Source organism: Corynebacterium sp. MSK006 (assembly GCF_030232385.1).
In the GTDB taxonomy this organism is placed as follows: domain Bacteria; phylum Actinomycetota; class Actinomycetes; order Mycobacteriales; family Mycobacteriaceae; genus Corynebacterium; species Corynebacterium frankenforstense_A.
This window is the reverse complement of record NZ_JASPJZ010000001.1, coordinates 103030-119444: the sequence shown is the minus strand read 5'-3', so window position 1 is coordinate 119444 and position 16415 is coordinate 103030. Positions and strand designations below refer to the sequence as shown.

17 protein-coding genes and 1 pseudogene are annotated in these 16415 nt (G+C 71.4%); 13 read left to right on the top strand and 5 right to left on the bottom strand.

Going from position 1 to position 16415, the window contains the following annotated elements; genetic code table 11:
- Positions 1–2 precede the first annotated feature (2 nt).
- The 11 genes and pseudogenes from QQA02_RS00565 to QQA02_RS00525 all read left to right on the top strand — a co-directional run bounded on the left by QQA02_RS00565 (position 3) and on the right by QQA02_RS00525 (position 8266).
- Entirely contained in the window at positions 3–1487 is a 1485-nt protein-coding gene (locus QQA02_RS00565) for a molybdopterin-dependent oxidoreductase (RefSeq protein WP_284862956.1), read from the top strand.
- A gap of 15 nt (positions 1488–1502) precedes the next feature.
- The gene (locus tag QQA02_RS00560) at positions 1503–2216 is read left to right on the top strand and encodes a hypothetical protein (RefSeq protein WP_284862955.1); all 714 of its coding nucleotides are present in this window, start codon (positions 1503–1505) and stop codon (positions 2214–2216) included.
- 22 nt (positions 2217–2238) lie between these two features.
- Positions 2239–2484 (top strand): annotated as a pseudogene (locus tag QQA02_RS11690) (CBU_0592 family membrane protein); the annotation flags it as partial.
- Between the two features lie 31 nt (positions 2485–2515).
- Complete coding sequence (locus QQA02_RS11685) at positions 2516–2662, top strand: hypothetical protein (protein ID WP_502870959.1); 147 nt, start codon at positions 2516–2518, stop codon at positions 2660–2662.
- An 81-nt stretch (positions 2663–2743) separates the two neighbouring features.
- Positions 2744–3304 carry a TetR/AcrR family transcriptional regulator gene (locus QQA02_RS00555; RefSeq protein ID WP_350309445.1) on the top strand — a complete coding sequence of 187 codons (561 nt, stop codon included), beginning with the start codon at positions 2744–2746 and terminating at the stop codon, positions 3302–3304.
- A 34-nt stretch (positions 3305–3338) separates the two neighbouring features.
- Entirely contained in the window at positions 3339–4385 is a 1047-nt protein-coding gene (moaA, locus tag QQA02_RS00550) for a GTP 3',8-cyclase MoaA (protein WP_284862954.1), read from the top strand.
- 6 nt (positions 4386–4391) lie between these two features.
- Entirely contained in the window at positions 4392–5612 is a 1221-nt protein-coding gene (locus QQA02_RS00545) for a molybdopterin molybdotransferase MoeA (protein ID WP_284862953.1), read from the top strand.
- An 11-nt stretch (positions 5613–5623) separates the two neighbouring features.
- Complete coding sequence (gene moaC, locus QQA02_RS00540; protein ID WP_284862952.1) at positions 5624–6139, top strand: cyclic pyranopterin monophosphate synthase MoaC; 516 nt, start codon at positions 5624–5626, stop codon at positions 6137–6139.
- On the top strand, positions 6140–6736 hold the full coding sequence (mobA, locus tag QQA02_RS00535) for a molybdenum cofactor guanylyltransferase (protein ID WP_284862951.1): 597 nt from the start codon (positions 6140–6142) through the stop codon (positions 6734–6736).
- A gap of 7 nt (positions 6737–6743) precedes the next feature.
- Positions 6744–7496, top strand: coding sequence for an AAA family ATPase (locus QQA02_RS00530; protein ID WP_284862950.1), 753 nt, complete (start codon positions 6744–6746; stop codon positions 7494–7496).
- Positions 7493–8266: an AAA family ATPase gene (locus QQA02_RS00525; protein ID WP_284862949.1), complete on the top strand. Its 774-nt coding sequence runs from the start codon at positions 7493–7495 to the stop codon at positions 8264–8266. The genes QQA02_RS00530 and QQA02_RS00525 overlap by 4 nt, the downstream gene beginning before the upstream one ends.
- Before the next feature lie 140 nt (positions 8267–8406).
- On the opposite strand, the gene QQA02_RS00520 is transcribed toward QQA02_RS00525, so the two are convergent.
- From QQA02_RS00520 to QQA02_RS00505, 4 genes are all read right to left on the bottom strand, one after another.
- Positions 8407–9951, bottom strand: a complete 1545-nt coding sequence (locus tag QQA02_RS00520; protein WP_284862948.1) for a hypothetical protein — start codon at positions 9949–9951, stop codon at positions 8407–8409.
- A 758-nt stretch (positions 9952–10709) separates the two neighbouring features.
- On the bottom strand, positions 10710–11636 hold the full coding sequence (dapF, locus tag QQA02_RS00515) for a diaminopimelate epimerase (RefSeq protein ID WP_284863046.1): 927 nt from the start codon (positions 11634–11636) through the stop codon (positions 10710–10712).
- A 50-nt stretch (positions 11637–11686) separates the two neighbouring features.
- Positions 11687–12637, bottom strand: a complete 951-nt coding sequence (miaA, locus tag QQA02_RS00510) for a tRNA (adenosine(37)-N6)-dimethylallyltransferase MiaA (RefSeq protein WP_284862947.1) — start codon at positions 12635–12637, stop codon at positions 11687–11689.
- Positions 12638–13228 (bottom strand): hypothetical protein, encoded by a 591-nt coding sequence (locus QQA02_RS00505; protein ID WP_284862946.1) that lies wholly within the window; start codon positions 13226–13228, stop codon positions 12638–12640.
- Positions 13229–13344: 116 nt separating this feature from the next.
- Here QQA02_RS00505 and QQA02_RS00500 point away from each other — a divergent pair, with 116 nt between their 5' ends.
- The gene (locus QQA02_RS00500) at positions 13345–14706 is read left to right on the top strand and encodes a DUF349 domain-containing protein (RefSeq protein WP_284862945.1); all 1362 of its coding nucleotides are present in this window, start codon (positions 13345–13347) and stop codon (positions 14704–14706) included.
- A gap of 1 nt (position 14707) precedes the next feature.
- Positions 14708–15724: a GNAT family N-acetyltransferase gene (locus QQA02_RS00495; RefSeq protein ID WP_284862944.1), complete on the top strand. Its 1017-nt coding sequence runs from the start codon at positions 14708–14710 to the stop codon at positions 15722–15724.
- Here the strand turns inward: QQA02_RS00495 and QQA02_RS00490 are convergent.
- Complete coding sequence (locus QQA02_RS00490) at positions 15721–16407, bottom strand: Rv2732c family membrane protein (protein ID WP_284776249.1); 687 nt, start codon at positions 16405–16407, stop codon at positions 15721–15723. The two genes, QQA02_RS00495 and QQA02_RS00490, sit on opposite strands and share 4 nt — an antisense overlap.
- Positions 16408–16415 lie beyond the last annotated feature (8 nt).

Sequence of the window (16415 nt, the reverse complement as noted above, 5' to 3'; positions counted from 1 at the left end):
CAATGGAATTAGGATTTTCCTGGTGGCTGCGTGCCGAGCACTTCCTCAACATCATCTCCGTCACCTTCTTCATCCGCTCGGGCATCGAGATCCTGGGCACCTACCCGCGCCTGCACCGCAAGGTGCAGAACCAGCCCGGTGAGCACTGGGCCCAGTTCACGGTGAAGGAGAAGCCGAAGCACAAGTACTACGCGGTCGGCGCGGAGTACGAGAACTACTCCCCGATCGTCTCGCTGCCCGGCTACGGCAAGCTCGGCCAGGGCCGCTGCTGGCACTTCATCACGGTGACCGGCTACGTCACCTGCTTCCTCATCTACTACGTCCTGCTCGCCGTCACCGGCCAGTGGCGCCGCTACGTCCCGCAGAGCTGGGACGTCTTCCCGCAGGCCCTCGACGACGTGGTGAACTACCCGGCCTTCCAGATCCCGCACGCGCAGGACGGCATGCCCTTCAATTCGGTGCAGCAGCTCTCCTACGCCTTCGTGATGCTGATCCTGCCGGCCTTCATGATCTTCACCGGCCTCTTCCAGACCCCGGCCGTCAACACGCACTGGCCGCGGATCACCAAGGCCCTCGGCGGCCGCCAGGTCATCCGCACCCTGCACTTCTGGGGCCTGATCATCTACCTGGTCTTCATCGTCATCCACGTCGCGATGGTCATCATGCACGGCTACGGCCACGAGGTCTCCAAGATGGTCTTCGGACACTCGGACTCCCCGGTCGACGGCGGCGTCATCTTCACCGCGCTGCTCGCCTTCGTGGTCTTTTTCCACGTGGTCGCCACCAAGACCTCGCTCCACAAGTCGCACATCGTGCGCCAGCTCAACAACGCGCTGGTGCGCCCGCTGACCCGCCGGCTGATCAAGCTGCCCAGCCGCCAGGACTTCCCCGGCTTCAAGACCGGCCGCCTCTTCCGCGGCTCGGGCTGCCCGCCGGAGATCGACGAGTACACCGCGATGGTGGCCAACAACTACGAGGACGACTACTACCTCGAGATCGGCGGCTGCGTGGAGCGCCCAATGGTGCTGTCCATGCGAGACCTGCGCGAACTGGCCAAGGACCACTCCCAGGTGACCATGCACAACTGCGTGCAGGGCTTCTCCTGGGTCGGCGAGTGGGGCGGCGTGCCGCTCAAGACGATCCTCGACCTGGCCCGCCCACTGCCGGGCGCGACCGACGTCGTCTTCCAGAGCTTCCGGAACATGGGCCGCGACGACGCCGTCTACGACGAGGGCTTCTACTACGAGTCCGCGCCCCTGGTCGAGGCCAACCAGCCGCAGACCCTGGTCGCCATCTCGCTGAACGGCAAGACCGTGCCGATCGAGAACGGCGCCCCGATGCGCATCCGGCAGGAGATCTCCACCGGCTTCCGCTCCATCAAGTGGGTCGAGCGCATCGACGTGGTCAACCGCTACGACATCGTCGGCAAGGGCCGCGGCGGCTGGTTCGAGGACAACGACGACTACGACCGCATGCAGATGATCTAGAAGGAGTCAGAGCACATGTATCCCGTCCACGAGGACATGATCCTCGACGACGCCGCCGGCGAACGGGTGCGCGCCTACATCGAGGAGACCGGCTTCGGCTTCCCGGGCACCGGGCCCGACGACTACGAGATCCTGCCCGTCGCCCGCTACCTCGGCTGGAACTTCACCCGCGAGGACCTCGACGCCTTCGCCGTCGGCCTGCGCTGCCTGCGCCCCGACATGAGCCGCCGGCACACCTTCATCCGCATGAGCCAGGGTCAGCTGACGCGCGAGCCCGACGCGAAGGTGCTCGAGCTCAACGAGCCGGTGCTGGCCACCGACACGCTGCGGATGCGCCGCTGGCGCGACACCGAGACCGGCCCGTCGCGCACCGGCGTCGACTCCTACGCCACCGAGGACGGCTCCGAGCCGGGCGTCGACCTCGACCTGCGCATGCTGCACGACGCGCTCGCCGACGTCCGCTGCTTCGCCGAGGCCGGCGGCGGGCCGACCACGGAGGTCCAGCGCGACCTCGGCGTCGACTTCGGCCTCCTGCTGGCCGGCCGGTACCCGCGGCTGAAGTACCTGGAGAAAGAGGGCAGGCTGCGCGCCGACCAGCTCGAGAGCCTACACGCCTTCGACGCGGACTTCGCCGGCATGACCGACACGCTGCGCGCGCTGGCCCTGCCGACCGTCGAGGACCACCGCCGCCCCGAGAAGCGCCGGCACGCCGAACACAACGACCGCTGAGGCCGGGGGGCCTCACCGAGAAATGACCATCATGGAACTCGATGTCATGACCGTGACGGGGCTGATCGCCTCCGTCGCCCTCCTCGCCGGCTTCGCGCTGCTCACCCTGGGCAAGCTGACCGCCGAGCACTACACCTACCAGTGGCTCAACGCCATCGGCGCGGGCTTCCTGGCCTACTCCGCCTTCGTCACCGAGCCGATCAACATGGGCGTCTTCCTCACCGAGGTGATCTGGAGCCTCATCGGCGTCTACGGCATCTTCAAGATCTGGCGCAAGCGCCGCGTTCGTCTACACCGCCATCAAGCCCTTCAACGTCGGCCTCTTCGTCACCGAGTTCGTCTGGGCCGTCGTCGGCCTCTACGGCATCTGGCTGGCCTACCGCACCTCCCGGCGCCGCAGCGACGCGCCGACGGCCGAGGAGGTCCCGCCGAACACCCCGGCCTGACCGGCCCGGGTAGCGTGACCGACATGGACCACGACGCGCCCACCCCGCACCCCCCGCCACGACCCGGAGCGGCGCGACCGCATCATCGACGCCGCCCTCGACGTGATCGCCGACGACGGCGTCGAGGGCACCTCGCTGCGCAAGATCGCCGCCCGCGCCGGCGTGCCGCTCGGCTCGCTGACCTACTACTTCGACGGCCGCGAGGACCTCATCACCGAGGCCTTCCTCCGCTTCACCGACCTCTCCGCCGCGGAGTTCCGCGCCGCCTCCGCCGCCGCCGACGACCTCGCCTCCGCCCGCGAGACCGTCGTCTCCGCGCTGACGAGCGAGTCCACCGTCGAGGAGCGCGGCGTCTCGCTGTCCATCGAGATCTACGCCCTGGCCCTGCGCGCCCCGCGCTACCGGGCGATCTTCCTGCGCTGGGTGCGCCGCTGCCGCGAGGCGATGTCCCGTCACTTCGACTGGCCGACCACGCTCGTGCTCGACTCGCTCTACGAGGGCCTGCTCATCCACCGCCACCTGCAGAACCACGCCCACGACGAGGCGCTGATCCGGCTGGCCGTCGAGCGCATCACCCCGCCGGAGAGCTACCACGGCACCGGCGAGCCCGCCGGCCCGCCGCCCGAGGAGAGGTTTCTTTAATTCCGACGGGACCGGACTTATCATTGGAGGGACCATGACCCGAGACAGCACTTCTCTCCAGGCCCTCCCCCTCGAGGACCGTTACGGCCGCGTCGCACGCGACCTCCGCGTGTCTCTCACCGACCGCTGCAACCTGCGCTGCACCTACTGCATGCCCGCCGAGGGCCTCGAGTGGTTCCCCACCGCCGAGACCCTCGACGACGAGGAGACCCTGCGGCTGATCCGCATCGCCGTCGAGGACCTCGGCATCCGCCAGGTCCGCTTCACCGGCGGCGAGCCGCTGCTGCGCCGCTCGCTCGAGGACATCGTCGCGGCGACCAAGCGCCTGCGCACCGACGACGGCACCGCCCCGCAGACCGCGATCACCACCAACGGCCTCGGCCTCGACAAGCGCGCCGCGCGCCTGGCCGCCGCCGGCCTCGACCGCGTCAACATCTCCCTGGACACCCTCGACCCCGAGCACTACCGTCGGCTGACCCGCCGCGACCGCCACGCCGGGGTCCTGCGCGGCATCCAGGGCGCCCTCGACGCAGGCCTGACCCCGGTCAAGATCAACACCGTGATCATGCCCGGCATCAACGACCACGACATCGTCTCGCTGGCCGCCTTCGCCCTCGAGCGCGGCCTCGAGCTGCGCTTCATCGAGCAAATGCCCCTGGGCCCGCCGGGCCAGTGGGACCGCACGCGCATGGTCACCGCCGAGTACATCCTCGCCGACCTGCGCACGCGCTTCGAGCTCACCCCCGCCGCCGAGCCGCGCGGCTCCGCCCCCGCGGCCGTCTGGAACGCGATCGACCGCGAGGCCCCGCAGGTCACCGGCCGCATCGGCGTGATCGCCTCGGTGAGCCACCCGTTCTGCGGCACCTGCGACCGCACCCGCCTGACCACCGACGGCTCCGTGCGCAACTGCCTGTTCGCCCGCGAGGAGACATCGCTGCGCGACCTCATGCGCTCCGGCGCGACCGACTCCGAGCTCGCCGACGCGTGGCGCGCCGTTATGTGGGCGAAACTGCCCGGCCACGGCATCGACGAGCCCTCCTTCATCCAGCCGGACCGCCCCATGTCCGCGATCGGCGGCTAGCGCACGATGCCCACCCAGTCGCACCAGCGCGACGTCGTCAATCACCTGCGCGCCGTGCAGGAACTCGTCTCCCCCCTGCCCGGGCGCACCGTCGCCGTCGGCGGCGCCGACCCCCGCCGCGTGATTGCCGACGCCGCGCGCGCCCTGCGCGCGGTGCCGCCCGCCGACGTCTCCGCTGTCGACGGTTATGTCGCCCGGGTGCGCGACCTCGCCGTCGGCGCGTGCCTCCCCGTCGCCGGTGACATCCCCGCCGGCCACCCGCCCGTCGAGATCCCGGCCGGCGCCGCCGTGCGCATCATGACCGGCGCGGTGGTGCCCGCCTGCGACGACGACGTCGCCGTGGTCCCCGTCGAGGACACCGACGCCCCGCGCGTCGAGCTGCCCGCCCGCGTCACCGTCACCGCGCTGGACGCGGGCCGCACGCACATCCGGCACGCCGGCGAGCACCTGCGCGCGGGCGACGTCGCCGTCCCCGCGGGCCTGCCGCTCGACGCCGGGACGCTGGCCACGCTCGTCTCCTGCGGGGTCGAAGCGGTCACCGCCCGGCCCGTGCCGCGGGTGTGCGTGTTGACCACCGGCGACGAGACCGCGCCCGACGCCCGACACGAGCTGTGGCGCATCCCCGACTCCAACGGGCCGATGCTCACCCGCCTGATCAGCGACTTCGGCGCCGAGGTCACCGCCGCGCACTGCCGCGACGACACCGCCGCGCTCGCCGGGCTCCTCGACGAGGCGGCCGCCGGCAGCGACCTCGTCGTCACCGCTGGCGGCATCTCGGCCGGGGCCTTCGACGTGGTAAAGGCGCTCGGGCACGCCGCCACCGCCGACGGGCGCGCGCGGATGGACTTCTACCCGCTGGCCATGCACCCCGGGAAGCCACAGGGTGCCGGGCTGTGGGGCGACACCCCGGTCGTCTGCCTGCCCGGCAACCCCGTGGCCGCCTGGACCTCGGCCGTGCTTTTCGTCGCCCCCTCCGTGCGCCGCCTCGCCGGACTGCCCGCCGCGGGTGCCATCGAGGAGCTCCCCCAGGTCGCGCTGCCCCTCGACGGCGAGCTCACGCCGCGCCACGGGGGTGTCTCGGCGGCCCCGGTGCGCCTCGACTGGGCCGCCGGTGTGGCCCGGATGTCGGCGGCGCGCGGCTCCCACATGGTCGGCGCGCTCGCCGGGGCGGACGGGCTGGCGGTCACGCGCCCGAACGCGCCCACCGTCGTGCTGCGCGCCCGCTAGACTCGGTGTCCATGACCAGTTCCGAACCTCGCGAACCCCAGTTGACCCACATCGACTCCCGGGGGCAGGCACGCATGGTGGACGTCACCGCGAAGACGCCGACCGTGCGCTCCGCCACCGCCCGGGGCGAGGTCGCCTGCTCACCCGACATCCTCGCCGCGCTGCGCGACGGCACGGTGCCCAAGGGCGACGTGCTCGCCACCGCCCGCATCGCGGGCATCGCGGCGGCGAAGAAGGTCCCGGACCTGCTGCCGCTGGCGCACGTGATCGGCGTGCACGGCTGCGTGGTCGACCTCTCGATCGAGGAGGACCACGTCACGGTGTCCGCCACCGTGCGCACCGCGGACCGCACCGGGGTCGAGATGGAGGCACTGACCAGCGTGACCGTCGCCTGCCTGACCGTGATCGACATGGTCAAGGGCGTCGACCGCTCCGCCTACATCCGCACCTGCGCGATCGTGGCAAAATCAGGGGGCAGGTCGGGCGACTGGTCGCGTCCGACGCCAGGCCGAACGGAGGAGTCTTAAATGTCCAGCATCCACGCCATCGTCCTCGCCGGTGGGCAGGGCAAGCGCATGGGCAACGTCGACAAGGCGCTCGTGCGCGTCAGCGGCGTGCGCCTGATCGACGCGGTCCTGCGCCAGCTGCCCGGGCCGGAGATCGTCACGGTGGTCTCGCCGAGCGAGACCCTCGATCTGCCCGAGGGCATCCGCCAGGTCAGCGAGAAGCCCGCGGGCGGCGGCCCTGTGGCCGGCATCGCCGCGGCCTTCGACGCCACCTGCCGCTACACCATGGTGCTCACCGTCGACGCCCCGCACGCGCCGGCGCTGATCGCCCCGCTCTACCGCACCCTCGAGCGCGCCCAGGACGCCGACGTCGCCGTCGTCGAGTCGGACGACGGCCAGCTGCAGCATCTCTGCCAGCTGTGGCGCACCCCGGCGCTGCGCAAGGCGCTCGACGGCGTGGCCGCCAAGCACGGCGGCGCCCGCGACGTCGCCGCCCGCGAGCTCATCGCGGACGTCGAGATGATCAAGATGCCGGGCACCGGCGAGGAGAAGGACTACGACACCGTCGAGGAGCTCTCCGCCCTCGGCGAGGTCCAGGTGCCCGAGCAGGACTACTGACGTCTCCGTGGTCGGCGGCTCGCGCGGCCGGGGTGGTCCGGGCCCGGCGTACCTGACGTCGGTGCGCCTGGCCTGCCCCGCCGCCGACCTGCCCGGATACCTCGCCGGGCTGCCGCTGACCCTCGCGCTCGAGCGCGAGCCGCTCGAGCTGACCCGCCCGGTCACCGTCATCGGCGGGGAGAACGGCTCGGGCAAGTCCACCCTCGTCGAGGCGGTCGCCGTCGCGGCGGGTTTCGACGCCATGGGCGGCTCCCGCAACGCCCGCCAGTACGGCTCGGAGCAGACGGTCTCCCGGCTCTCGGAGCACATCGTGCTCAGCCGCCGGCGCAACCCGCGCGACGGGTGGTTCCTCCGCGGGGAGACCCACCTCGAGACGGTCGGCTACTACGCCGGGCTCGGCCCGCAGCTGCGGCTGACGGAGCTTAGTCATGGCGAGTCCCTCATGGGCCTGGTCTCTAAACGCTTCCACGGCGACGGGCTGTTCATCCTCGACGAGCCCGAGGCCGGCCTCTCCGTCTTCCGCCAGCTGGAGCTCCTGGGGCGCATCACCAACCTGGCCGCGGCCGGCGCCCAGTTCATCGTGGTCACCCACTCCCCCGTGCTCATGGCCGTGCCCGGGGCACAGCTGCTCGAACTGCGCGACGGCCGGCTCGGGCCCACCGACTTCGACGCCATGGAGGCGGTCAGCGCGACCCGTGAGTTCATCGCCGACCCCGCCGGCACCGCGGCCTTCCTCACCGATGACGGGGGTCGTCCATGAGTGCCCTGCGCAATCATCGTGGTCTCTTCGTCGACGGCTTGTACCTGCTTTCGTCGGACTCGCCGCGCGCGGCGTCCGCTCCCCCGGTCCCGGAGTGGGTGATGCAGCTGCCGGTGTTCCGCACGGTCGCGGCCGGGCGCACCCTGTCCTTCTCCTCCCCGGTCACGGTCATCTCGGGCGAGAACGGCACCGGCAAGTCGACCTTCCTCGAGGCGCTCGCCTACAGCTGCCGCTTCCCGACGCACGGCGGCCCCTGGACCGGCAACCCCGGCTCCGCCGCGGAGAACCACCTCTTCGGCCGAGCGGCGGCGCTGATGACTGGCCGCCCGATGGCCGGCTGGTTCCTGCGCGCCGAGTCGCACCACCACGTCGGCCGCGAGCTCGGTGCGGACGGGCCGGGAGTGCGCGACATCAACGCGATGTCGCACGGCCAGTCCGTCGTCCACGTCATCCGGGAGGCCTTCCACGCGTCGGGGCTCTACCTCCTCGACGAGCCCGAGTCCGGTCTCTCGGTCGTGCGCCAGATGGCTCTGATGGCCGAGCTCCACCAGATCGCCGAACTGGGCGCGCAGATCATCGTCGCCACCCACTCCCCGATCGTCGCCGCGGTCCCGGGCGCGGCCATCTGGGAGATCGACCGCGAGGCGGGCATCCGTCACCGCGACCGGGTCACAGACACCGTCGCCTTCCAGGCCATGGAGGACTTCCTCGCCGACCCGGCCGGCATCGCCGACTACATGGTCGACGTCACCGCCGACGACTCGCATTGACCTCTCCTCTCCTTCAGTTGCCCAATTGCCGACGTCCCGTCGGTCGCCGTCGGCGACAGACCCCACGGTTGCGCGGTGCTCCTTCCCTGCTGGCGCGCCGGTGCCGCAGAACGGCATCGACGCTCCTTAGCCGGATCAGATCAGAAGGGCACAGGTGCTGCCGGGTCGTAGTCGATCTCCTCGTTGTAGGCGGCCCGGTTCGCCTCACCCCGGGCCCTCGCCCGCTTTTCAGCCTGCTGGCGGTGCTCCGAGACGGTCATCGCCAACCGTGCACCACCCGGCGTCAGAGGACCGTCCGGGACGCTTACCTGGAAGATGTTGTTCGGCAGCAACCAGATGGTCATGCCGGTGACCGGATCGTGGAGGTATTTGACCTGCCCGTCGGTCTTCAGGTTGTGCCAGTGCTGGGAGATTCTCGAGGCGTTATCCAGTGCGGTGGCCCCACCCTGCCCGTGAGGGATGCGGTGCTCGAACTGGGTGGCAGGCGTCTTCGTCGTCGACGACGGACCCGAACAGTCCGCGTGCACACCGGTCAGCCAGGCATCCAGACCCATCGTCGGATCATGGGCTTGTGTCTCCTCCTGCCTTCCTTCGGTGACGTCCTTGATCGCGGTGATCATCGCCTCCCACCTGGCCTGCGCGGCCGGGCCGAGCCAGCCGACACCGGGCATCCACATCGGGGCGTGGGTCAGGTCGCCTGCCTGGTAGACCCACTTGGTCACCGCGATCGTGACGTTGTCCATCAGTGTCTTGTAGAACGCCTCGGTCAGACTGATCCCCTCCGAGCGGACCCTTGTCTGCAGCGCACTGTTGAGGATGCTCGCCTGATCATCAGGCAAAGTCATGTAGTACTCGGTAAGACCTGGAATCGAGTCGTTCATCTCGAAGATGCCGGGTACCGGTGCGGGTTTGCCGTCGTCGTCGAAGTCGCGGGGAAGCCGGATGTCGGGGTCGTAGAGGTTGACCAGTTCGTTGATCTTGTCGCTGATCTTCGACGTCGTCGGAAACGCCTGCCTGGGTGCGGTGGGGGTGAGGAAATCCGTGATGCCCTCGTCGATGCGGGCCAGTATCCCGGGGTCCCCCACGGCCATGACGGCGGCCCCGATGGTGCGAAGCGAGCCGACCTCGATGTGGAAGAGCATCTCCTGCAGGGCCTTGAGCCTGGGCAGTTTGTCGATGAAGGCGCCCAGGCTGGCCACATACGAGTCCTTGATCGTGTACCGGCTGACAGCGGTGGAGGCTGCCATACGTGTCGAGTAGGACGTGATGGTCTCATCAGCTCGGGGTTGGTTGTCCATCCAGATCTCGTAGTCCAGCCGGCGCCGCAATTGGCTTTTGACCGCCACCGGGTCCGTCTGGTCGGTATTCGAGAAGTAGTTAGGTGGGTTGGTGCCGTCTTTCGGTGGGATGTGTCCGCCGGGGACCTGGTTGTTTCGCCACCTGTTGGCGCGCATGAGGCGTAGGTCTTCTTCGCGTTGGTCGCGGGCGGTTTGGCGTGCGCGCAGGGTGGTTTTGATCTTTTTGGCGGTGATGCGTTGGCGTCGTGTGGTTGCCTTCCGGATGATCGTGCGGCGGATGTGGCGCCGGCCGAGTTTCTTGGAGAAAGTGTTCGATGTTGTGTGGTGGCCTTTGGGTCGTCCGCGGTGGTGTCGCATGTTCCTTTCTACCCCCTGGTTATGCTGCATGTGCTGGCACTTTGTCGTGCCTTGTGTGTTCGGGCGTCAGTGTAGCGCAGGGGCGTGACACAGATCGCCCGGGTGTTCGAACATGGGCTGTGAGTTTCGGTTGAGGTGGTCTCGGGTGTGGGTTGCAGTAGATCACTGCACCGGTGCCTAGCGGACGACGAGTGCGTGCCGGTCCGGGTCTGCGGCAGGTCACTGCAACGGGTTCGAGGGGCGATCGAAACGACCGCTCGGCTGATCCTGCAGTGAGTTACTGCGTTGGGTGGCCAGCGGTCGGCAGGCCCAGGGCCGAGGGGGTTGCAGTGGATTACTGCAACGGGGTCGAGGGACCGGCGGGGCCGGCAGGGACGGTGGGCCGCAGCCGACAGGCGGAGGGTTGCAGTGGATCACTGCGCCCCTACTCCCTGGATCCTCATGGCGGGTGGTTGCAGTAGGTCACTGCATTGCCGTCTCAAGGTCGACATCGACGGGACTGGATGGGGGTTGCAGTAGATCACTGCATCGGTGCCGAGCGGGCGACGGACCCCGGGGACTGCCGAGGCTTGCAGTGGATCACTGCAACGGGGTCGAGGGGCTGGAGGCCCCTCGGGACTGTCGGGGTCTGCAGTGAGTTACTGCATCGGGAAGCCAACGGCCGGCAGGACTCTGGGGCGCGGGCGTTGCAGTGGATCACCGCACCACCGTGCCAATACCAGCATCAGCGGGACCGAATGGGGGTTGCAGTAGGTCACTGCACCGCCCGGCCCCGGCCCCGAAAACCGTTAGAGCACCATCTCGCCGGTGGCGACGATGCGCGACGGCCCGGTGAGCGTCGCCTCGACGGCGGGAGCGTCTTCAGCGCCCTCAGCACGACCAGCGCCCTCAGCACAACCAGCGCCCTGAGCACCCTGCTCCCCCGTCTCCTCGATCTCGACGGCGACCTCACCGCCGGGCACCCGGACGGTGACCGCACCGGTGGCCACGCCGGCGTCGGCGAGCGCGGCCGTCGCCGCGGCGACGGTGCCGGTACCGCACGAGCGGGTCTCGCCCACGCCGCGCTCCCACACACGCATGGTGACCGCGCCGTCGGAAAGCGGGGTGAGCACCTCGACGTTGACGCCGGCCGGGAAGAACTCGGAGTCGAACTCGGGGGCACACAGCGCCAGGTCCCGGATCGTCGCCGCGTCCGCGTCCGGCAGCACGGCCGCCAGGTGCGGGTTGCCCACGTTGACGCCGAGCCCGGCGAAGTCGAAGTCCCCCATCCGCACCGTCGACACCCCGGTCACGGTCGCGGCCCCCATGCGCACGCTGACGCGGGCGTCGTGCTCGGAGCACTCGAGCACGCGTACCTGGCGCGCCCCGGCGCGCGTGCCGACGGTGAACTCGTCGGTGTCGACGAGCCCCCGCGAGCGCAGCCAGTGGGCGAAGACGCGCACGCCGTTGCCGCACATCTCGGCGACCGAGCCGTCGGCGTTGCGGTAGTCCATGAACCAGTCCGTCTCGGCGACGCCCTCCGGCAGCGCGGGGATCTCGCCGGCGGCCACGAGCGCCCCGGCGCGCACCACGCGCAGCAGGCCGTCGCCGCCGATGCCGGCGCGGCGGTCGCACACGGCGGCGACGCGCTCGGGCGGGAACGCGAGCGCGGCGTCGGGGTCGGAGACGATGACGAAGTCGTTCTCGGTGCCGTGGCCCTTGGCGAAGGGCGTCACGGCCTGGTCGGACACATCAGAGGCATCAGAGGCGGCAGCAGACTCAGCGTTCACCGCTCCGAGTCTAGAGCAGACAGCGCCTCGCCCAGCAGGCCGCCCGCGGCATCCAGCCACCGGATGCGCTTGTCCCGGCGGAACCAGGAACGCTGCCGGCGCACGTAGCGCCGCGTGCCGGACTCGGTGCGCTCGACCGCCTCCTCGGGGCTGAGCAACCCGGCGCGCATGTCGAGCACCTGGGCGTAGCCGATGGCACGCCCGGCGGTCGACTCGCGCTCCAGCCCCGCGGCCACGAGCCGGTCGACCTCCTCGACGAGCCCGGCGTCGAACATGGCGCGGGTGCGCCGGGCGATGCGGTCGTTGAGCCACGCGCTTTCGGTGGCGAGCCCCAGGATCCGCGTGCCCCAGCGCGGCGGCTGATCGCGCGGCGGCTGGCTGGCGGCGAAGGGCCTGCCGGTCAGCTCGACGACCTCGAGGGCGCGGGCGATGCGCCGGCCGTCGTTGTCCTCGATGACGCGCGCGGCCTGAGGGTCGACGCGCTCGAGCTCGGCGTGCAGGCCCGGCGCGCCGAGCTCCCCGAGACGCGCCAGGTACCGGGCGCGCACCTCGGGGTCGGTCGGCGGGAAGGTGAAGTCGTCGACGAGGGCCTGGTAGTAGAGCATCGAGCCGCCGACGAGCACGGGCACCCGCCCGCGCGCGCGGATCGCCTCGACGTCGGCGGCGGCCTCGCGCTGGTAGCGGGCCACGGAGGCGGGCTCGGTGACGTCGAGGACGTCGAGCTGGTGGTGCGGGATGCCGCGGCGTTCGGCGACGGTGAGCTTGGCGGTGCCGATGTCCATGCCACGGTAGAGCTGCATGGAGTCGACGTTGACCACCTCGCCGCCGAGGCGTTCGGCCAGTGCGAGGCCAAGCTCGGACTTGCCGGAGGCGGTCGGGCCCACGACGGCGACAGGGCGCGGCGCGGCGCCGGCGGCGCCCTCGGCGCCCACAGAAGAGGAGACCATTTACGCGACCTCCACCGTCAGGCGCGCGAGGTAGCGGCCGACACCCGTGGTGGTGTCGACGTCGAGGAGCTCGGCGTCGACGACGGGGAACCCGGCCAGCTCGAGCCACAGCTCGGGCTCGAGCACGCCGGCGGCGCGCAGGTCCTCCGACGACCACGGCTCGGGCGCCTCACCGGAAAGGAGCGCCCGGCACCAGGCGTCGGCCTCGGCCGCGCCGTCGAGGAGCGCGAGCGGGGCGCGCGCGGTCAGCCCCGCCGAGCCGTCCAGGGCCAGCAGCGTGAGCGCCTCGGGGTCGGGACGCTGAAGGGAACCGCGCACGGCGCGCACCGGGACGTCGACAATTGAACGTTGCACCAGCTCAGGAAGGTAATTGCCGACGTCGTGCCGCACCTGCGGTGCGCCCCAGGCACCGAGGGAGCCGGTGCGGGCGGTGTACCACCGCCGGTCGCGCGAGCCGACGAGGTCGAGCGGGCGGTCGGCGGTGACGAGGGCGCGCACACCGGCGACGAGGCGCCGGGCGGGCTCGTCGCGCGGCGCGAGCTCGGGGACGAGGGCCGGGCTTCCCGGCATGACCACGATTGTCGCGTGCATGCCTCGAGCCTAACCGGCTAGATTGTTGGCAACGGGGCGCACCGCCCCTGCCCCACCCGTCGACCCGGTCGCGGGCCTCGCCCGCGGCACTGACCTCCACCGAAGGAGACAGACGCATGACTGACCCGACCCCCGGCACGCCCACCCCGTCGCCGCGCCCCACCCCCGGCGCGATGCCGGGCCGGATCCCCACCCCCGGCGACCTCGCGCGGCCCTCGGCGACCCCGAAGCCGAAGCCGACCCCGAAGCCCGCGCCAGCAGCGGACCCGCACCGCTTCGGGCGCGTGGCCGAGGACGGCACCGTCTACCTGATCACGGCCGACGGAGAGCGCGAGATCGGCCAGTGGCAGGCGGGCACGCCCGAGGAGGGGCTGCGTCACTTCGCGGGCCGCTACGACGACCTGGTCACCGAGATCGCCGTGCTCGAGTCGCGGCTGTCGAGCCACCCCGAGGACGCCGACGCCATCCGCGCGCAGGCGAAGAGCCTGGCCGAGGGCCTCGACGAGGCCGCCGTCATCGGCGACATCGAGGCGCTGCGCGAACAGCTCGGCCGCATCGGCCAGGAGGCCGGGGACGCGAAGGGCCGCGTCGAGGAGTCGCGCAAGCGGCGCCGCGAGGAGGCCATCGCCGCCAAGGAGAAGCTGATCGCGGAGACCGAGGAGATCGCGGAGAACTCCACGCAGTGGAAGGCCGCCGGCGACCGCATCCGCGCCATCCTCGAGGAGTGGAAGAAGATCCGCGGCATCGACCGCGCCACCGACGACCGGCTGTGGAAGCGCTACGCGCGCGCCCGCGACGCCTTCCACCGCCGCCGCGGCGCCCACTTCGCCGAGCTGGACCGGGGTCGCGCCGCCGCCAAGCGCCGCAAGGAGGAGCTCGTCGAGCGCGCCGTCGCGCTGCAGGACTCCACCGAGTGGCGCGAGACCGCGCGGGCCTACCGCGACCTGATGCAGGAGTGGAAGGCCGCCGGGCGCGCCCCGCGCGAGGCCGACGACAAGCTCTGGGAGCAGTTCCGCGCCGCGCAGGACAAGTTCTTCGGCGCGCGCGACGCCGTCAACGCGGAGAAGGACCGCGAGTTCGAGGCCAACGGCAAGGCCAAGGACGCGCTCATCGCCGAGTACGAGCCGCTGATCGACCCGGACAAGAACCTCGACCAGGCTCGCGCAAAGCTGGCCGAGCTGCAGGAGAAGTGGGACGAGATCGGCTACGTGCCACGCGCCCGCATGCGCGAGCTCGAGGACAAGATCGCCGGCCTGGAGAAGCGAGTCACCGACGCCGAGCAGTCGCAGTGGCGCCGCACCGACCCCGAGGCCCAGGAGCGCGCCGCGCAGTTCACCCGCCGCGTCGAGGAGCTCGCCGCCCAGGCCGAGCAGGCCGAGGCGCGCGGCGACACGAAGAAGGCCGAGCAGCTGCGTGCGCTGGCCGCCCAGTGGTCCTCCTGGGCCGAGACCGCCGCCGAGGCGCTCGAGGACCGCTGAGTTGCGCACCGTCCTGGTGCCGCCCGGCGCCGAGGACGCCGTGCGCACCTTCTGCTTCACCGCGAACCTCCTGGCCCAGGAGGCCACGGGCACCCCGGCGGCGGCCGTCGCCGTCGAGGACGTCCACACCCAGCTCGTCGGCGGCGACCCGCTCGCCCCGCGCTCGGTGCTGCTCGCGCTCGTGGACCAGCCCGGCCCGGCCGCCGTCGGCGAGTTCGGGCTGCCGGTCATGGCCGACCCCGACGCCGAGGCCGCCGGCTTCGCGCACGTGATCCTACCGGCCGAGGACGCCCGGCGCCTGGCCGCCGTGGAGATCGTCCCCGACGTCGGGCTGTGCCCGCCGGCGCCCACCCCGATTGACGACGTCCCGCAGCTCGCCGTCGCGGTCCAGGAACTGCTCGCGGCGGCCGCAGGCGTGGCCCGCGCCGCCGGCCGCGACACGCTGCAGGCCTTCACCCGCGACCCGCGATTCGGGGCGTTGTTCGAGGCCTGTGGCTTCCGGCACGCGCTGACCGAGGTGCAGGCCGTGGTCGACTTCGGCGGTGAGCCGGACGACGGCGTCGTGGTCGTCGAGGACCTCGCCGTGCCCGGGGACCTGGTCGAGGGCGTGTGCGCGCTCTTCGCCGTCGACGACGCCGACAGCGCCCACGGGGCGCTGGCCGTCGCACCGGAGCCGTGGGACCGCGCGCGCCTGGAACGCACCCGGGCGCGCCTGGCCGCCGAGGGCACCCACGGGGTGATGACGGTGCTGGTGGAGGACGGCCGGCCCGTCGCGCTGGCGGAGGCCTACCGCACCGCCGGGCAACGCGCCGACGTCGCCGAGCACGGCACCACGGTGGTGGCGCGGGGGCGTCGGCAATCCGGGCTGGGCTCGCGCGTGACGCGCGCACTTCTCGCGCTCGGCGAGGGCGAGTTCTTCCTGACCTACTCCCCCGACGACCCGGCCGCCGCCGGGCTGGCGCGCCGGCTCGGGGCGCGGGAGCTGGCCCGGCTGGGCTCCTTCGAGCTGGCCCTCTAGTCGGCGGAGTCCTCTGTCTTGTCCTCTGTGTCCGCGTCCTCATGGGAGCGGCGCTGCGCGCGGCGGCGGGAGCGGTCGCGGCGGTCGTCGACGAGCAGCGGGTTGGCCCCCGGGTTCCGGCTGGCCTCGCGCTGGGCGCGGGCGACCTCGTCGACGTCGTCGGTCTCGGCGCGGGCGCGGGCGATCTCGCGCTGCTCCGGCGAGCGGCGCAGCACGGTCATCGCGTAGGCCACGAAGGCGACGATGACCACCAGGATCATCAGGTAGGTGCCCACCCCGAGGGTGACGTCGGCCTCGGAGCCTGGGCGCTGCAGGCGCAGCCAGACGGCGAGCAGCGAGTAGGCCACCCCGACGGTGGTGATCATCCAGGCGATCAGCGCCAGAGCGGTGCGGCGGGTGATCAGCGTCGCCGTGGTAAACACGCCGATGCCCAGCAGGCACAGCACCGCGAAGACGTACTCGGTCAGCTTGACCCCGGCGTCGGCCGCCGCGTCGCTGAAGGTGACCACCTGCCAGCCCTGCACGCCGGTGGCCTGCGGCAGCAGCAGGGTGACGAAGTAGACCACCGTGGCGCCGAGCAGGACGTAATAGGCGCCGCCCAGCTCCACGTGGCGGGCGGAGACCTTCTCGCGCCGGGCCAGCTCGCGGGCGGAGGGCTCGTTCGTAGCGGTGTTCTCGGACATGTCCCTCA

What these genes read in the sequence shown, in the direction of transcription:
- QQA02_RS00545 (WP_284862953.1), top strand. Translation starts at nt 4,392, where the DNA reads ATGCCCACCCAGTCGCACCAGCGCGACGTCGTCAATCACCTGCGCGCC.
- moaC (WP_284862952.1), top strand. Translation starts at nt 5,624, where the DNA reads ATGACCAGTTCCGAACCTCGCGAACCCCAGTTGACCCACATCGACTCC.
- QQA02_RS00490 (WP_284776249.1), bottom strand. Translation starts at nt 16,407, where the DNA reads ATGTCCGAGAACACCGCTACGAACGAGCCCTCCGCCCGCGAGCTGGCC.
- QQA02_RS00500 (WP_284862945.1), top strand. Translation starts at nt 13,345, where the DNA reads ATGACTGACCCGACCCCCGGCACGCCCACCCCGTCGCCGCGCCCCACC.
- QQA02_RS00565 (WP_284862956.1), top strand. Translation starts at nt 3, where the DNA reads ATGGAATTAGGATTTTCCTGGTGGCTGCGTGCCGAGCACTTCCTCAAC.
- QQA02_RS00505 (WP_284862946.1), bottom strand. Translation starts at nt 13,228, where the DNA reads ATGCACGCGACAATCGTGGTCATGCCGGGAAGCCCGGCCCTCGTCCCC.
- QQA02_RS00560 (WP_284862955.1), top strand. Translation starts at nt 1,503, where the DNA reads ATGTATCCCGTCCACGAGGACATGATCCTCGACGACGCCGCCGGCGAA.
- mobA (WP_284862951.1), top strand. Translation starts at nt 6,140, where the DNA reads ATGTCCAGCATCCACGCCATCGTCCTCGCCGGTGGGCAGGGCAAGCGC.
- QQA02_RS00520 (WP_284862948.1), bottom strand. Translation starts at nt 9,951, where the DNA reads ATGCAGCATAACCAGGGGGTAGAAAGGAACATGCGACACCACCGCGGA.
- miaA (WP_284862947.1), bottom strand. Translation starts at nt 12,637, where the DNA reads ATGGTCTCCTCTTCTGTGGGCGCCGAGGGCGCCGCCGGCGCCGCGCCG.
- moaA (WP_284862954.1), top strand. Translation starts at nt 3,339, where the DNA reads ATGACCCGAGACAGCACTTCTCTCCAGGCCCTCCCCCTCGAGGACCGT.
- QQA02_RS00525 (WP_284862949.1), top strand. Translation starts at nt 7,493, where the DNA reads ATGAGTGCCCTGCGCAATCATCGTGGTCTCTTCGTCGACGGCTTGTAC.